This is a genomic window from Nocardia rhizosphaerihabitans (assembly GCF_014646295.1).
Taxonomy (GTDB): domain Bacteria; phylum Actinomycetota; class Actinomycetes; order Mycobacteriales; family Mycobacteriaceae; genus Nocardia; species Nocardia rhizosphaerihabitans.
This window is the reverse complement of the sequence record NZ_BMNE01000006.1, coordinates 432,699-448,145: the sequence shown is the minus strand read 5'-3', so window position 1 is coordinate 448,145 and position 15,447 is coordinate 432,699. Positions and strand designations below refer to the sequence as shown.

General features: G+C 68.7%; 15 protein-coding genes. 6 read left to right on the top strand and 9 right to left on the bottom strand.

The window, feature by feature from the left end:
- Window positions 1-149: 149 nt before the first annotated feature.
- Window positions 150-965 carry an SDR family oxidoreductase gene (locus IEY60_RS26465; protein ID WP_189033175.1) on the top strand — a complete coding sequence of 272 codons (816 nt, stop codon included), beginning with the start codon at window positions 150-152 and terminating at the stop codon, window positions 963-965.
- A 75-nt stretch (window positions 966-1,040) separates the two neighbouring features.
- On the top strand, window positions 1,041-1,610 hold the full coding sequence (locus IEY60_RS26460; protein WP_189033174.1) for a GNAT family N-acetyltransferase: 570 nt from the start codon (window positions 1,041-1,043) through the stop codon (window positions 1,608-1,610).
- A gap of 91 nt (window positions 1,611-1,701) precedes the next feature.
- Here IEY60_RS26460 and IEY60_RS26455 read toward each other — a convergent pair whose 3' ends face one another.
- Complete coding sequence (locus IEY60_RS26455; RefSeq protein WP_189033173.1) at window positions 1,702-2,238, bottom strand: DUF3145 domain-containing protein; 537 nt, start codon at window positions 2,236-2,238, stop codon at window positions 1,702-1,704.
- 102 nt (window positions 2,239-2,340) lie between these two features.
- A complete protein-coding gene (locus IEY60_RS26450) occupies window positions 2,341-3,156 on the bottom strand; it encodes a serine hydrolase domain-containing protein (RefSeq protein ID WP_189033172.1) in 816 nt (271 codons plus the stop codon).
- Window positions 3,157-3,194: 38 nt separating this feature from the next.
- Here IEY60_RS26450 and IEY60_RS26445 point away from each other — a divergent pair, with 38 nt between their 5' ends.
- Window positions 3,195-4,391, top strand: coding sequence for a serine hydrolase domain-containing protein (locus IEY60_RS26445; RefSeq protein ID WP_189033171.1), 1,197 nt, complete (start codon window positions 3,195-3,197; stop codon window positions 4,389-4,391).
- Window positions 4,392-4,449: 58 nt separating this feature from the next.
- On the opposite strand, the gene aztD is transcribed toward IEY60_RS26445, so the two are convergent.
- From aztD to aztB, 3 genes are all read right to left on the bottom strand, one after another.
- Entirely contained in the window at window positions 4,450-5,616 is a 1,167-nt protein-coding gene (aztD, locus tag IEY60_RS26440) for a zinc metallochaperone AztD (protein WP_229740131.1), read from the bottom strand.
- Between the two features lie 26 nt (window positions 5,617-5,642).
- Window positions 5,643-6,533: a zinc ABC transporter substrate-binding protein AztC gene (gene aztC / locus IEY60_RS26435; protein WP_229740161.1), complete on the bottom strand. Its 891-nt coding sequence runs from the start codon at window positions 6,531-6,533 to the stop codon at window positions 5,643-5,645.
- 77 nt (window positions 6,534-6,610) lie between these two features.
- The gene (aztB, locus tag IEY60_RS26430) at window positions 6,611-8,794 is read right to left on the bottom strand and encodes a zinc ABC transporter permease AztB (RefSeq protein ID WP_229740130.1); all 2,184 of its coding nucleotides are present in this window, start codon (window positions 8,792-8,794) and stop codon (window positions 6,611-6,613) included.
- On the opposite strand from aztB, the gene aztA reads away from it, so the two are divergent.
- Window positions 8,786-9,463, top strand: a complete 678-nt coding sequence (gene aztA / locus IEY60_RS26425) for a zinc ABC transporter ATP-binding protein AztA (protein ID WP_189033168.1) — start codon at window positions 8,786-8,788, stop codon at window positions 9,461-9,463. The genes aztB and aztA overlap by 9 nt on opposite strands.
- A 48-nt stretch (window positions 9,464-9,511) precedes the next feature.
- Window positions 9,512-9,868: an iron chaperone gene (locus tag IEY60_RS26420; RefSeq protein ID WP_189033167.1), complete on the top strand. Its 357-nt coding sequence runs from the start codon at window positions 9,512-9,514 to the stop codon at window positions 9,866-9,868.
- 1 nt (window position 9,869) lies between these two features.
- Here IEY60_RS26420 and IEY60_RS26415 read toward each other — a convergent pair whose 3' ends face one another.
- From IEY60_RS26415 to IEY60_RS26405, 3 genes are all read right to left on the bottom strand, one after another.
- Window positions 9,870-11,000 carry an NDMA-dependent alcohol dehydrogenase gene (locus IEY60_RS26415; protein WP_189033166.1) on the bottom strand — a complete coding sequence of 377 codons (1,131 nt, stop codon included), beginning with the start codon at window positions 10,998-11,000 and terminating at the stop codon, window positions 9,870-9,872.
- Between the two features lie 106 nt (window positions 11,001-11,106).
- The gene (locus IEY60_RS26410) at window positions 11,107-11,631 is read right to left on the bottom strand and encodes a DinB family protein (protein WP_189033165.1); all 525 of its coding nucleotides are present in this window, start codon (window positions 11,629-11,631) and stop codon (window positions 11,107-11,109) included.
- Between the two features lie 70 nt (window positions 11,632-11,701).
- On the bottom strand, window positions 11,702-12,766 hold the full coding sequence (locus IEY60_RS26405) for a phosphotransferase family protein (protein ID WP_373291764.1): 1,065 nt from the start codon (window positions 12,764-12,766) through the stop codon (window positions 11,702-11,704).
- Between the two features lie 49 nt (window positions 12,767-12,815).
- On the opposite strand from IEY60_RS26405, the gene pabB reads away from it, so the two are divergent.
- Entirely contained in the window at window positions 12,816-14,864 is a 2,049-nt protein-coding gene (gene pabB, locus IEY60_RS26400) for an aminodeoxychorismate synthase component I (RefSeq protein WP_189033164.1), read from the top strand.
- On the opposite strand, the gene IEY60_RS26395 is transcribed toward pabB, so the two are convergent.
- Complete coding sequence (locus IEY60_RS26395; protein ID WP_189033163.1) at window positions 14,861-15,349, bottom strand: hypothetical protein; 489 nt, start codon at window positions 15,347-15,349, stop codon at window positions 14,861-14,863. The genes pabB and IEY60_RS26395 overlap by 4 nt on opposite strands.
- Between the last annotated feature and the right edge of the window lie 98 nt (window positions 15,350-15,447).

Sequence of the window (15,447 nt, the reverse complement as noted above, 5' to 3'; positions counted from 1 at the left end):
CGGTTTTCAGGTGAGGTTGTGCTCGGAGCCGAACGCGCGGACAGGGAGCGATCGCCGCCGACATCACTCCGAACGGCGGCGTGCCGGGTGCCGTGCCGCCGCAGATTCGGACTGGCAGCGTCGCGAATTTTGTCGGCAGAATGGGGTTCATGACCATCCTGGTAACCGGGGCCACCGCCAATATCGGCCGCAAGGTTGTCGACCATCTGCTCGCCGCAGGCAGCACCGATGTGCGCGCGCTGACCACCAACCCGCGACGGGCGGCGCTCCCGGCAGGGGTGGAGGTGGTCGAAGGCTATCTGCGTCGACCGGAGAGCCTGCCCGCGGCGTTCGACGGCGTGGAGCGGATGTACCTGGCGCCGACGCCGGACAATGTCACCGAGGTGCTGGCGCTGGCCCGCGCGGCAGGCGTACGGCACGTGGTCGACCTGTCCGGCGAGCCCGAGAGCTGGTGGGGCACCGTCTGCACCGCGGTCGAGGACAGCGGCTTGGCCTGGACCCATCTCTGGCCTGCCGACTTCATGGAGAACACCCTGACCTGGTCGCAGCAGATCCGCGAGACCGGCACCGTCAGCGAGCCCTACCCCGACACCGCGACGGCCCCCATCGCCATGGACGACATCGCCGCCGTCGCCGCCACCGCCCTGCTCGCCGACACCCACCACGGCCGCGCCTACCCGCTGGCAGGCCCGGAAGTCCTCACCCGCACCGAACTGGTCCGCCACCTCGCCACCGCCCTCCGCCGCGATATCACCTTCCGCCGGTCCTCCCGCGAAGAAACCATCGCCGCCCTCACCCCCACCATGGGCGACAACACGACCTGGTACGTCGACAACGTCCTGTCCGACTACACCCCCGACCCCGCGACCCTGCCCATCACCAGCGTCCAGGACATCACCGGCCGCCCGGCGACCCCCTTCGCCCGCTGGGCAGCCGACAACGCCAGCCGGTTTCTCACCGACTGACCCCCGGTCCGGGCGGCCCCGCGGCCTGGCGAAATCTCGTTGCACAGGCACAGACCGGTCGATCACGATCGAAGGATGGACACCGAGCAGCTGCCTGCGCTGGAACCGGGGATCGTGCCGCCCGACCGGGTGGTGGTCGGCGATCTCGTGATTCGCCGGTGGCAACCCGAGGATCTGGCAGCCAAGTTCGCGGCGGTCACTGCCTCGTTCGAGCAGTTGCATCAGTGGATGGACTGGGCGGCGGAGCCACCGGTCTTCGACGAGATGCGGGCGGCGCACGAGACGGTGACGACGCACTGGCCCACCCCGGACGGCGGATTCAACTACGGCATCTTCGGTCGCTGCGGGGCTCTGCTCGGCGTGGTCGGGCTTCATGATCGGGTGGGTCCGGCGACCTTGGAGATCGGCTACTGGTGCCATGTCGATCATGTCGGCCGCGGCGTGATCACCCGAGCAGCCGGGGCGCTGACCACGATCGCACTGGCTCTCCCCGGCGTCGCCCGCATCGAAATCCATTGCGACGCCGCCAATATCCGCAGCGCCGCGGTCCCCCGCCGACTGGGCTACCGACTCGAGCGCATCGCCCCACGACCGCGGAAGTCGCCGGGCGATTCGGGCCACGGAATGTGCTGGGTCAAGGAGTGATCCCGCCCGGCCACCACGGGAAGACCACCTGCCGATCGGCCCCCGGCCTTCACCCGGATCGCGATGGAGGTGGCTTCGACCGCCGGGCCGGTCAGCCCACGTCGCGTCGCAGCCAGGTGACTTCGGCTCCCACGCAATCGGTTCCCTGCCGGTAGGTCTCGAGATCCTCGTCCCACGGCGTCCCCAGCGCCCGGTCGATCTCCGCGGACAGGTCGAACGCTCCGTGACCGCCGAGTTCCCTGGCGGCTTGCAGTAAGGCACGTAATCGCATCTCGCCCAGCATCACATCGCCGTTGGCGCCGGTGGATCCGTGCCAGAGGCCGAGCGCGGGGACGAAGCTGTAGCGTTCGCCGTCGACGCCTTCGCTGGGATCCTCGGTGACCTCGAAGCGCAGAACCGGCCAGGCGCGCAATGATTGGGCAATCCGCGACGCGGTGCCGACGGGGCCGATCCAATCGCTGCTGGCGCGCAGTTGTCCGTCCGCTGGTTGCGCGGTCCAGCGCAATTTCGCGGGGGACGAGAGCGCGGTGGACAGTGCCCATTCGACGTGCGGGCACAACGCGGCGGGCGATGAGTGGATGTAGACCACACCCGCCGTCGCATCAGCGAACTGACTCGATGCGCGCACTACCAACACCTCCAGCCTCGACAAGGAGCGTCTTCCCCAACGACCCGTCGCGGACTGGCGTGGCCCGAGTGTACTGAAGTGTTCGGTGTTGCGGGTGTTACTTCACAGCGTGTTGTGTGTCTCTGCGATCACGGAATCGCTGAATTTCGGCCACGCTGTTCGAGCCCAGTCGCCGAAATTCTCGTCGCTCAGCGCGATCGTCGCCACCCCTATTTCGGGGTCGACCCAGAGGAACGTGCCCGACTGCCCGAAGTGCCCGTAGGTGCGCGCGGAATTGGCCGAACCCGTCCAATGCGGGGATTTCCCGTCGCGGATTTCGAATCCCAATCCCCAGTCGTTGGGTCGCTGGGAACCGAATCCGGGCAGGATGCCGTCGCGGCCGGGGAATTGCACCGAGGTCGCGTCGTCGAGGGTTTGCTGAGATATCAATTGGGGTGTCAGCAACTCGGCGGCGAACCGGACGAGGTCGTCCACCGAGGCCTCGGCCGCGTGCCCGGCGGGGCCGTCGAGGACCGCGCTGCGCATGCCGAGCGGTTCGCACACCGCCTCGTGCAGATACTGCGGGAATTCGATGCCGGTACTGGCGGTGAGGAAGTCTGCGAGCAGCTCGAAGCCCGCGCTGGAATAGATGCGGCGGGCGCCGGGCGCGGCGATGACGTCGGGGGTGGCGAAGGCGACGCCGGAGGTGTGGGCGAGCAGATGACGCACGGTCGACCCGGGCGGACCCGCGGGCTGGTCCAGTTCGACCGCGCCCTCCTCGATCGCGACCAGCGTGGCGTAGGCGACCAGCGGTTTGGTGACCGAGGCGAGCCGGAAGACCCGCTCGGTGTCGCCGGTGGTGGTCACACCGCCCGCGGTGACGACCGCGGCGGCGGCATGGGCGACCGGCCAGTGCTGTACCTGCTCGAACGAACGCATATCGGCAGCGTACGAGACGCCGCTACGATCGAGTCACCATGAGTCCCGCACCATCGATCCACGGCGACGTGGCGGCCGGTTTCGGCCCCGTCGCCGACGCCCTCCGCCGCAACTTCACCCACCACGGCGAGATCGGCGCAGCCGTCGCCGTCTACGCAGGTGAACAGCCTCTGGTCGACCTGTGGGCCGGGCATCGCGATCGTCGGCGCGAGGTGCCGTGGGAGCGCGACACCATCGTGCCGGTGTTCTCCTCGTCGAAGGGCATGGCGGCGTTCACGATCGCCACGGCGGTCTCGCGGGGGCTGCTCGACTACGAGCAGCCGGTGGCGAAGTACTGGCCGGAGTTCGCCGCCAACGGCAAAGACCAGATCACCGTCCGCCAGCTGATCGACCATCAGGCGGGGCTGTCCGGGCTGGACCGGATCGTGAAACTGCGCGAGCTGATCGACCGGGACGCCCTCGGCGAGCTGCTGGCCGCGCAGAAACCGGCGTGGAAGCCCGGCACACGGCACGGCTATCACGCGCTCACCCTCGGGCTCTATCAGAGCGAACTGCTACGCCGGGTCGACCCGGCGGGCCGCAGTCTCGGCCGGTTCTTCGCCGAGGAGATCGCCGCCCCGGTCGACGCGGACATGTTCATCGGGCTCCCCGAGTCCGAGCCGATGGAGCGGGTCGCCCAGCTGTCGGCGACGAAGGGCCTCGACATCCTGCGCTACGAACTCGCCGACATTCCGGTGCGCATCGGCGCCGAGGTCTACGCCAAGCGTGGGCTTTCCTATGCGGCGCTGACCAACCCGCGCCCCGGTGCGCCTGCCCGCGCCGCCCGGCGGGAGTTCCTGGAAATCGAGTGGCCCGGCATGAACGGCGTCGGCAATGCTCGCGCGCTGGCCCGCGTCTACGGTGCGGCGGCCGGTCGCACCGGTGCGCTGCCGATCAGCGACGACGTGCTCGAGCTGCTGGCCGCCGCGGACACCGCCGACGACGTGCCGGCCGACGACCTGGTGCTGCACACCAAGAGCCGCTACCACCTCGGGTTCCGCAAGTCGCGCGGCAGTTTCCGCTTCGGCTCGGACAAACGTGCCTATGGCACAACGGGTTTGGGTGGCTCGTTCGGCTTCGCCGATCCCACGACAGGTCTCGGCTTCGGCTACAGCATGAACCGTCTCGGCATGGCGATCCTCGACGACGTCCGCAGCCGCAATCTGCGTGACGCCGTCCTGCGCTGCGCCGGCTGACGACCACAGCGCGCACCGGCCCATGTTCGCCGATGCGCGCTGTGGTGGTCGTACCGGATCAATGTGCGGCGACGCCGCTGATCTCGTTCGGCGCCGCGGCCAAGGTGGCTGTGGCCGTGACCTTTCCGTCGGTCAGGTCCACCCGGTGCACCTGATTGGTCGTCGGGTCCGAGACGTAGGCGACCCCGCCGCGCACGAACAGCGCGGGCCGCGCGTCCTGCCAGTCGAGCGGTTCCTGCCAGTTGCCGATCACCGGAATGGTCCGGGTGACCGTGCCGGCGACGGGATCGATGACGTGGATCTTGCCGTCGGTGCCGAGCACCAGGGCTTCACCGGCCGGGCCGCGACCCAGCGAGCGGAAGGTGTAGCTGGTGCCGATATCGACCAGGCGCAGGGTGCCGTCGGTGGTGTTCACCAGCGAGATCCGCTGCGGCCGTTCGAGTTCGGCGTCCTTGTCGACCTTGTAGTCGCCGAGCACGATGGGTGAGACCTCGCTGCCGGACATATTTCCGATCCGGCCATAGGAGTCAGGGCTGGCGACCTTGGTGAACTTCCCGTCCCGGTAGACGACAGCGCCGGTCTGGCAGCCGATCACCACGGCCTCACCCTGGGCGGTCGCTTCGCCGTGCACGCCGGGGCAATCCTCGTTCCGGCTGAGCTCCTTGCGGTCGGCGTCGAGCGCGACGGCGCCGACGCGCTTGTCTTCGGTGCCGAGGGTGAGCACCAGCTGCTCGTTGCTCAGTTCGATAGCGACACCGTGGTGCGGTGCGGCCGCCTTGTAGACCTCGGTCTTCGGCGTGCCGTGCTCGAGCTGAGCGGAGTCGAAGATGGTGACCTCGCCCGACCCGTCGGCGAACAGCACGGTCTTGCCCGCGTGCCGCACGACGTGCCCCGGCTTGATCGCGGGGAATTCGGTACCGGCGAATTCCTTGGCGTAGACGTCGAAGACGCGGAACCCGTCCTTGGTCGACACCATGAGGTGGTCGTCGTCGCCCGCCGGGTTGAGCCGGTTGTATCCGTCGAGCTTCACCTCGCCCTGCTGGGCCAGCGTGGCGCCGTCGAGGACGTAGATGCCGCCGTTGTAGGTGAGGGCGATCGGCTCCGCGCCCGGGGTGTGCTCGTGGTCGTGCGCGGCGTCGTTCGTTCCACAACCGCTCAGCGCGACCACCGAGGCCAGGACCCCGGACATGGCCACCATCGTGGTGATCCGTGACCGACTGTGCATGTGCTGCTCCATTTCTCCTGCGTGAACTACGTTGTCGGCCCGGACAAACCGCGGGCGATGGCCTCGGTGTTGGCGCGCGCCATCTCCAGATAGGTGGCCGCACCGCCGCCGGGTGCGGTGAGCGATTCGGTGTGCAGGCCGATCACCTGCACCTGCAAGCCGGTGTGCTCGGCGAGCACGCGCGAGAGCCGGTCGGGCTGTGCGGAATCGGCGAAGATCGCACCGACGCCCGACGCCCGGATCGCGCCGGCGAGCTCGTGGAGATCGGACGCGCTGGGCGAGGCCAGGGTGGTGCCGCTGGGGATCACCGCACCGATCACCCGGAAGCCGAATCGCTGTGCGAGATAACCGAAGACGTGGTGATCGGTGACCAGTTGCCTGCGCTCGGGCGGTATCGCGGCGAACCGGGCGGTCATCCACCGGTCCAGCTGGTCGAGCTCGGCGAGGTAGCGGTCGGTGTTCGCCCGGACCGCCCCGGCATCGATGCCGTCGACCTGCGCGAGGACTTCCGCGCCGATCGCCTCGACCGCCTTGCGGACGCGCTGCGGATCGGTCCAGAAGTGTGGGTCCGGCTTCCCCGCGGACTCGTCGGAGGTGTACGTGATCGGGTCGACCCGATCGGCGACAGCCAGCGTCGGCACCCCGGCCGCCTCGGCAGCTTGCACATGCCGGGCCACGCCCTCTTCGAGGCCCAACCCGTTGTGCACGACCAGCGCCGACCGTTCGATATCGGCCGCCTGCCGCGCCGAGATCGCGAACGAATGTGGATCCGCCCCGGCCTGCATGAGCACGGTCACGGGCACGGCGTCGCCGACGACCGCCCTGGTGAGATCACCGAGGATATTGGTCGTCACGACGATCCCGGATCGGTCGGTACCGCTCGAACAGGCCACGGCCAACGGCATCAAGACGACCATGGCTACGGCCGCGGCCACCGCGCCACGCCTCGGCTTTCGCCGACGCGGCCGAAGTCGGGACATGCGGTTCATCGCGTTCACAACCCGGTCTCCACCATCAGCGACGGCGCGATGTCGAGGGGGAACGTGCGCGCCACACGGAGGTTGTCGTTGTAGGCGATCTCGTGCACAGTGCGCGCGCGAACGTCGTTGATGTAGGCGCGATCCGGGTCTACCTGGATCGCCGCGTGATCGGCGACGGGTCCGGGGACCAAGGCGAGATGCGCTGTCTCCGTTCCGGTTACCGGGTCGAGCCCGTGCAGAACACCGTCACGGGTGAGGACCAGCAGCGACGATCCTTCGCCCGCCGTGTTCACCGCCACCGCGTCGGCGATCGGTGTCAGCGTCCAGGTCTTCTTCCTGATATCGAGAGTCCACACTCCGTTTCGGCCCCCGAGGGCGGTCAGCGTGGTGCTGCCGGGACGATGGGTGAAGGCGGTCGCGCGGTCGGCGGGCGGTGCCGGGTACGGGATCTTCTCGGTGACGAACGAGCCGTCCCGCTGCGCCACGACGATCGCGCCGTCGGCACATCCGAAGACGACGCCGCGCCGGGTCACCGCCTGTCCCTGCGGATCCGGGCACGTCGCCGGCTGCACCTCCCCTGCCGCACCGTCGCGCCCGCGCACTTCCACGCGTCCCGCGTCGCCGGCGACGATCAGCCGCTCGGCATAGGGCACCGCGATGCCGTCGATCCGCCGCGGCTCCGAAACCACTCCATCGCCCAGCGCCGCACGATCGAACACCATCGTCTCGCCGACATCCGAAACAACCGCTACGACAACGGGATCGCTGTGCGCCGATACCACCGCACCACTCGACCCCGGCGCGCCACTCGGCCCTCCCGCATCCCCTGGCTCTGTCGCGCCACTCGCCCCCGGCGCTGCACTCGACCTTCCCGCACCGGACAATCCCCCCACCGAGGTCTCGCCCGATCCGACCGCGCGAATAGGCGCGCTGTAATAGTGCCGATGATCACCGTGGTCGACCGTCCACGCCCCACTGTCCACGATCGACAGACGCCCGCCCGAACTCACGAAGCCGAACCGGCCGTCACCCGCGAGCTGAACCGCGCCAGGAGCAGTCCCGGCTGAAGGAGTTTGCGCGGAACCGGCTTTCACCGCGAACGCATCGATCGGAGCCACCTTCTCGGTCAAGAGGTCGACGACCCGCATCTCCCCCGTGCCCGCATCGGCCACGATCAACCGGCTCTGCGTCTCCGCCATCTCCTCGGCACCGGCAACGAACCCGTGCGGCGTCTCCTCCACCACCGCGGACTCCCCCGACCCACACCCGACCAGCGGCAGCGCCGCGAGCGCGGCCACCGAGGCCGCCCCCATCCGGCGCGCACCGAACCGGTCCCGCAGCGCGGCGATGATCGCCGACAGGAAGAACGAGCCGACGGCCACCGCGGCGATGGTCGCGCCCGCCGCGGTCTGCGCATGCCACGAGATGAGCAGCCCCACTGCGGTGGACACCGCACCGATCAGCGCAGCGAGCACCATCACCACCGGAATCCGGTCCGACCAGTACATCGCCGCGGCGGGCGGCGCGATGAGCAGCCCGAACACCAGCAACGTCCCGACGACATGGAACGACGCCACGATCGCCAGCGTCACCAGCCCGATCAGCGCCACCTGCGCCGCCTTGGGATGTAGTCCGAGGGTGTGCGCCTTGCGCGGATCGAAGGTAGAGGCCACGAACGCGCGATGACCGAGCACCGCGACGACCAGCGCGATCACCAGCGCCACACCGAGATACAGCAGATCACCCGACCGCACCGCCAGCACGTCGCCGAACAGGAACCCGGTCAGGTCGACGGCGAACGACTGCGATCGCGACACGATGATCACCCCGGCCGCGAGCATGCCGACGAACAGCAGCCCGATCGCCGTATCCGGCGCGAACCGCTTGCTGCGCCCCAGCATCGAGACACCGAATGCCATCGCAGCGCAGCTGATCGCGGCCCCGAGAATCAGGTTCCCGCCGAGCAAGGCCGCCACCGCGACACCGGGCAGCATCCCGTGCGACATCGCGTCACCGAGAAAAGCCATGCCGCGCACCACAACCCAGGTCCCGGCAAGGGCACAGACACACGACACCAGCAGCCCACCCCACAGCGCGCGTTGCACGAATGCCACCTCGAACGGGGCGAACAGCCAATCCATAGCGCGGAACGATATACTGAAAACGATTATCGTTTCAATTGAGGTGAGATGCAGCACACAGAGGACGCAGCGATCGAGATCGAGCAGCTGACGGCGGGCTACGGCGCGACGCCGGTGCTGTCGGGGGTGTCGGCGACGATTCCGCGCGGACAGATCACCGCGATCGTCGGACCCAACGGATCAGGGAAGTCGACCCTGCTCGGCGTACTCGCCGGGACCGTGCCCACGCGGTCGGGCACGGTGCATCGAGCCACCACGCGACGGCCCGCATTCGTGGTGCAGCACACCGCAATTCCATCGACGTTGCCGCTGACCGTCGGCGAGACGGTGGCGATGGGTCGCTGGGCGCATCGCGGACCGTGGCGGCGCCTCACCCGCGCCGACCGCGCCATCGCCCGCGCCTGCCTGGAACAGATGGACCTCACTGCACTGGCGGCACGGCGCCTGGACACCCTCTCGGGCGGACAACGCCAGCGCACACTGCTCGCCCAAGCGCTGGCGCAACAGTCCGATCTGCTGCTGCTGGACGAACCGGCGACGGGCCTGGACGCAACCTCCCAGGCGGCGATCTCCGACGTATTGGCCGAGGTCCGCGTCGCAGGGGTCACCGTCGTGCAGGCCACCCACGACATGACCGAGGCCGACAAAGCAGATCACTGCCTGGTGCTCAGGGAGGGCCGTCTGATCGCTGCGGGGCAGCCGGGCCAGGTGGTGGTCCGGTCGTAGAATCGACAGCGCCCGCTCCACCCGCGCGTCCCGCAGCAGGAGGAAATCATGGCCGCGACACCGACCTCGGTCGACGACTATCTGGCCGGCCTGCCGGAGGCGGAGCGCGCCGTCCTGCAGCAGATCCGGGAGACGATTCACCGGGTAGTGCCGGAAGCGGGCGAGAAGATCAGCTACGCGATCCCGGCCGCCACCCTCGGCGGCCGGGCGTTCATGTCCTTCGCCGGATGGAAGGTGCATGTGAGCGTGTACCCCATCCCGGAAGGGGACGAGGAGTTCGAACGTGCCATCGAGCCCTACATTGCGGGCCGTGGCACCCTGAAATTCCCACTCGGGGAACCGATTCCGTACGACCTGATCGCGCAGATCGCGGTCCGGCTCGCCGAGCGGGAACGGCAGCGGTGACTTACCAGTCGGCTTCGGTGAAGCGGATGATGCCGCGAATGTTCTTGCCGTCCAGCATGTCCTGGTAGCCCTGGTTGATCTCCTCCAGCGAGTAGCTGCGGGTGACCATGTCGTCGAGGTTGAGCTGACCCGACTTGTACAGCGACAGCAGGCGCGGCGCGTCCTGGCGGGCGTTGCCGCCGCCGAAGATGCAGCCCTTGACCGTCTTCTGCAGCATGGACAGCAGGAAGCTGTTCATCTTCACATCGCTCGCGTCCATGCGGCCCATCGAGGTGACGACCAGCGTGCCCGCCTTGGCGGTGAGAATCAGGCCCTCTTCGATGTAGTCGCCGTGCATCTCACCCATGGTGAGGATGACCTTCTCGGCCATCCGCCCCTCGGTCGCGTCGATCATCGGCATGATCGCGGCGGCCATGCTCTCGTAGGTGTGGGTGGCGCCGAACTTCTGCGCCTGCTCCCGCTTCCACGGATTCGGGTCGATGGCAATGACTTTCGACGCACCGGAGAGCACGGCGCCCTGCAGCGCGCTCATGCCGACGCCGCCGATGCCCGCGATCACCACGGTCTCGCCCGGCTTCACCTCGGCCACGTGGGTCGAGGAGCCGAAGCCGGTCGGCACGCCACAGCCGACGAGGCAGGCGACCTCGAACGGGATGGTCGGGTCGATCTTCACGACCGAGGTGTGGTGCACCGTCATGTACGGGGAGAAGGTGCCGAGCAGGCACATCGGGATGACGTTCTCGCCGCGCGCCTGGATGCGGTAGGTGCCGTCGGAGATCGCCTGGCCCATCAGCAGGCCCGCGCCGAGGTCGCACAGCGCCATGTGGCCGGCGACGCAGGCGGGGCAGCGGCCGCAGGCCGGGATGAACGACAGGATGACGTGGTCACCCACGGCCAGGTCGGCCGGGCAGTTCGGGCCGAGCTTGGTGATGACACCCGCGCCCTCGTGGCCACCCATCACCGGGAACGCCGGCATCGGCGTCGCGCCGGTGACGATGTGATGGTCGGAGTGGCACATGCCCGCCGTTTCCATCCGGATCTGCACTTCACCGGCGACGGGATCGCCGACCTCGATCTCCTCCACCGACCACTGCTGATCGGTGCCCCACAGGATCGCGCCCTTCGTCTTCATGTCCGGTCGACCTCTCGCCAAGCTTGTGCCTCGTTGTGATTGCACTCACCCTAACGAAGAATCGCCCGATTCTGAAACACGTTCTAGAAATATTGCCGAGAATTATCTATCCCCGCACGTCATGGACGTGATGGACGAGGTCGTGCAGGAAGTAGCGAGACAGCGAGGTGACCGTGAACAGCGATCCGTCACTGCGCGCGCCCCGCAAGTCGAGCCGATCGGCGGGCACGGCGGCGAAGGCCGAGGCGATCTTCTCGGCGGCCACCGCGAGCTCGGTGGCGACCAGCGCCGGGTCCTGTTCGCCGTAACGGTCGGCGACGGCGGTCGCGTCCTGATCCCAGTTCTCGAACTGCGGCGGCACGACGCCGTCACCGGCCAGCATCAGCGCCAGGCGAGTGTCGAAGATGCGGCACACATCGCGCACGTGCGCGCCGTACTCGAGCACCGACCAGGTCGTGTCGTCGGGACGAACCCGGGCATCGGCGCGCTCCAGCGCCGCGCCGATCCGGGCGGCACTGTCGAGCGTGCGCTCGGGGACTGCCGCGTAGGCGGTCTGCTCGGCGTCGTATCCACAGTCGGGGCAGGCGCGTTCGAGGACCCAGGTCCAGTTCTTGGTGTCGGGAACGATCATGCCGTCAGCCTAGAATGTCTGAATCTTGCGATCCATCGATATTCTGCCAATCATCGGCGAGATCCGGGCATCACGCGATCAGCTGACGCGCCTTCTCGAACAGTTCCATGGTCACCGCGTGCAGGAAGTCGCCCACCGGCTTGGGCGCCTTGCCCGCGAACGCGCGCGCATAGGTGCCCTCGAGGACGATGCCCAGCTTGAAGCAGGCCAGCACCTCGTACCAGGTGACGTTGCTCAGGTCGCGGTCGGAGAACTTGCCGTAGTGCTCGATCATCTCCGCCGGCATCGGCAGGCCGCCGACGGTGCCGAGGGTGCCCATCAGGCCCGCGCCGACGGTGCCGGGGACCGGACGGGTCGCCAGCTGCCAGCCGAGGTCGAGCAGCGGGTCGCCGATGGTGGACATCTCCCAGTCGACCATCGCCGCCACCTGCGGGCTGTCGTACTCGAACATCATGTTCGCCAGATGACAGTCACCGTGCATGATGCCCGGCGTCCAGGTGGTCGGCCGGTTGCGCTCGAGCCAGTCGCCGACCTCGTCGACACCGGGAATCTGCGGGCCGGGGTAGCCCTCGTTGGCGGAGTAGGAGTCGAGTTCGCGCAACCAGCGCGGCACTTGGCGTTCCAGGAAACCCTCGGGCTTGCCGTAATCGGCCAGACCGAGCGCCTGGTAGTCGAGCGAGCCGAGGCGGGCGATGGCCTCGACCGCGGACAGGCCCATCTGCCGCCGGATCTCCGGGTCGCCCGCGTGCAGGGCAGGCAGTTCGGTCTGCGGGTTGAAGCCGTGGATGGGTTCCATCAGATAGAACACCGCGCCGATCACGGCGTCGTCGTCGCAGGCGGCGATGACCCGGGGCGAGCGCACCTCGGTGCCGTCGAGCGCGCCGAGCAGCCGGGATTCGCGCCGGATCACGTCGTTGCTCTTGGCGCGCAGGTGCTTGGGCCCGCGTCGCAACACGTATTCGCGGTCGCCACGGGTGAAGCGCAGCATGATGTTCTGCGTGCCACCGCCGATCGGGGTCACTGCACCGAACGCGCCGCCGGGCAGGCCACGTTCGTCCATCCAGCGCCCGATCGCCGCGAAATCCGCGACAGTCGGGTCGACATCGACCGGTTGCGAAACAGACATGGCGATCATTGTGCCCGAGGCGGGTCCCCGGTGGGCCCGACGTAGGATTTCTGCCAGGATGCGCACGCTGTTGATCGACAACTACGACTCGTTCACCTACAACCTCTATCAGCTGATCAGTGAGGTCAACGGGAACGAGCCGACCGTCGTGCGCAATGACGAGGCCGCCGAGCTCGCACTGGACCGCTTCGACAATGTGGTGATCTCGCCCGGACCCGGCCGTCCCGATCGCGCCCGCGACATGGGGGTCTCGACGGCGGTGATCGCGGAGTCGACGCTGCCGCTGCTCGGTGTCTGCCTCGGCCACCAGGGGATCGTGGTCGGCGCGGGGGGCACGGTGGGCCGCGCGCCGGAGGCCAGGCACGGCTACCTCGATCGCGTCGCGCACGACGATCGCGACCTGTTCGCCGGGCTGCCGCAGGATTTCACCGTCGTCCGGTATCACTCGCTGGCCGCCGAGGAACCGCTGCCCGAGGTGCTGGAGGTGACCGCGTCGACGAGCGACGGCGTGGTCATGGGCGTGCGCCACCGCGAACGTCCGCAGTGGGGTGTGCAGTTCCACCCCGAATCGGTGTCGAGCGAATTCGGTGCGGCCCTGCTGCGCAATTTCGCCGATCTCACCAAGGCGCGCACGCACAACGGCGCGCCGATCCTCGTGCGCGGACCGCGCGACCTGTCCCCACAGCGCGCGCCCGAACGTCGATTCATGTTGCGGCACAGCGTGATCGAGCGTGCCATCGATACCGAGGCGATCTTCCTGCGCCGCTACGGCGGCTCACCGACCGCGTTCTGGCTCGACAGCGAACATGTCGAGCCCGGCCTCGACCGGTTCTCCTTTCTCGGTGACGCGAGCGGGCCGCACGCCGAAATCGTCGGCTATCGGGTCGGCGAGGGCGCCGTCACGGTGACGGACGCCGAGGGCAGCAGGCCGGTCCCCGGCACCGTCCTGGACTATCTCGACCGCGAACTCCGGCGCAGGCATTGCGAGACCCCTCCCCTGCCTTTCGATTTCGCCGGCGGCTATGTGGGCTATCTCGGTTACGAGGTGAAGGCCGACTGCGGCGCGAACGCGGCGCACCGCTCCCCCACCCCCGACGCCGGCTGGATCTTCGCCGATCGGCTGATCGTCGTCGATCACGAAGCCGGCCGGACCCACCTGCTCGCGCTGGCCGAGGACGACATCGAGCAGGCGGATCGCTGGCTGGCCGAGACCGCTGCGGCGCTGGCCGATCTGCCCACCTGGGTCAATCCGGCCGATCTGCCTGTCCCCGCCGATCCGGATGCCGTCCAGGCGCATCTGATCCGCGGCCGCGAGCGCTATCTGGCCGATATCGCGGTCTGCCAGGAGCGGCTGCACGCGGGCGAGTCCTACGAGATCTGCCTCACCGATGCGGCCGCGGTCGCCGCCGCCCCCGACGACGGGCTCGCGCTGTATCGACGGCTGCGCCGCTGCAATCCCGCGCCCTACGCCGCCTACCTGCGGTTCCCTGGGCTCGATGTGGCCTGCTCGTCGCCGGAGCGGTTCCTCAAGATCGACCGGGACCGGGTGGTGGAGAGCAAGCCGATCAAGGGCACGGCGCCGCGTGGCCGGACCGTCGCCGAGGACGAGCACCTGCGCCTGTCGCTGGCCGACGACCCGAAGACCCGCGCCGAGAACTTGATGATCGTCGACCTGCTGCGCAATGATCTGGGCCGGGTCTGCGAGGTCGGCTCGGTGCACGTGCCGGAGCTGATGGCCACCGAAACCTATTCCACCCTGCACCAACTGGTGTCGACGGTGCGCGCGACGCTGCGCCCCGACGCCGGGGTGATCGACTGCCTGCGGGCCTGTTTCCCCGGCGGCTCGATGACCGGCGCACCGAAGCTGCGCACCATGGAGATCCTCGACGAGCTGGAAACCCAAGCGCGCGGGATCTATTCGGGCACGATCGGCTTCCTGGGCCTCGGCGGCACCGCCGACCTCAATATCGTCATCCGGACAGCGGTCCGCTACGACGACGAGTGGCGGATCGGCGCGGGCGGCGCGATCGTCCTCGACTCCGATGCCGAGGACGAGTACGCGGAGATGGTGTTGAAGGCGGCGGCGACCTTCCGGGCGCTGAGCTAGCAGCGCGGACGCTTCTTCTTGGTGGGTTCCGGCGGCGGTTCTTCGCCCGCTCGTCCGGTGAGCCGGCCCAGCAGCCCGACACCGGGCAGCTTCGCCAGCGCCCCGAAGAGGTCCTCGCCCAGCGAGATCATCGCCTCGAGCCGGGGCAACAGCCGGTCATAGGTCGCGAAGACCGGGTCGGCCAGCGCCAGGGTCCGGTCGAGCCGGTCGATGGTGCTGTTGAGCCGGTCCACCGCGATCGACAGATTCTCCACCAGATCCGGCAACTGCGCCGCCAGCTGCGCCGAAGCCGGTGGCAACCGCACCGCCGCGTCGAAGGCATACCCCGCGGTCTGCTGAGCGGCGTCGATAGCCTGCCCCGCCGCCGTCTGCGCCGCACCGACCGCCGCCTGCGCGGCCGAGAGCAGGTCAGCCCCCGGCACCTTCCGCCCCTGCGGCTCCGGCACGGGCTCCGCAGCGCGTCCCCGCTTCTTCGGGTTCGTCATGACTCCACTGTGCCGCACAGATCCCACAGACGCAGGGATGCACACCCCGCACGACTCCGTGTCTCACCTACGCACCAAACCCAACCCACACGCCCCGA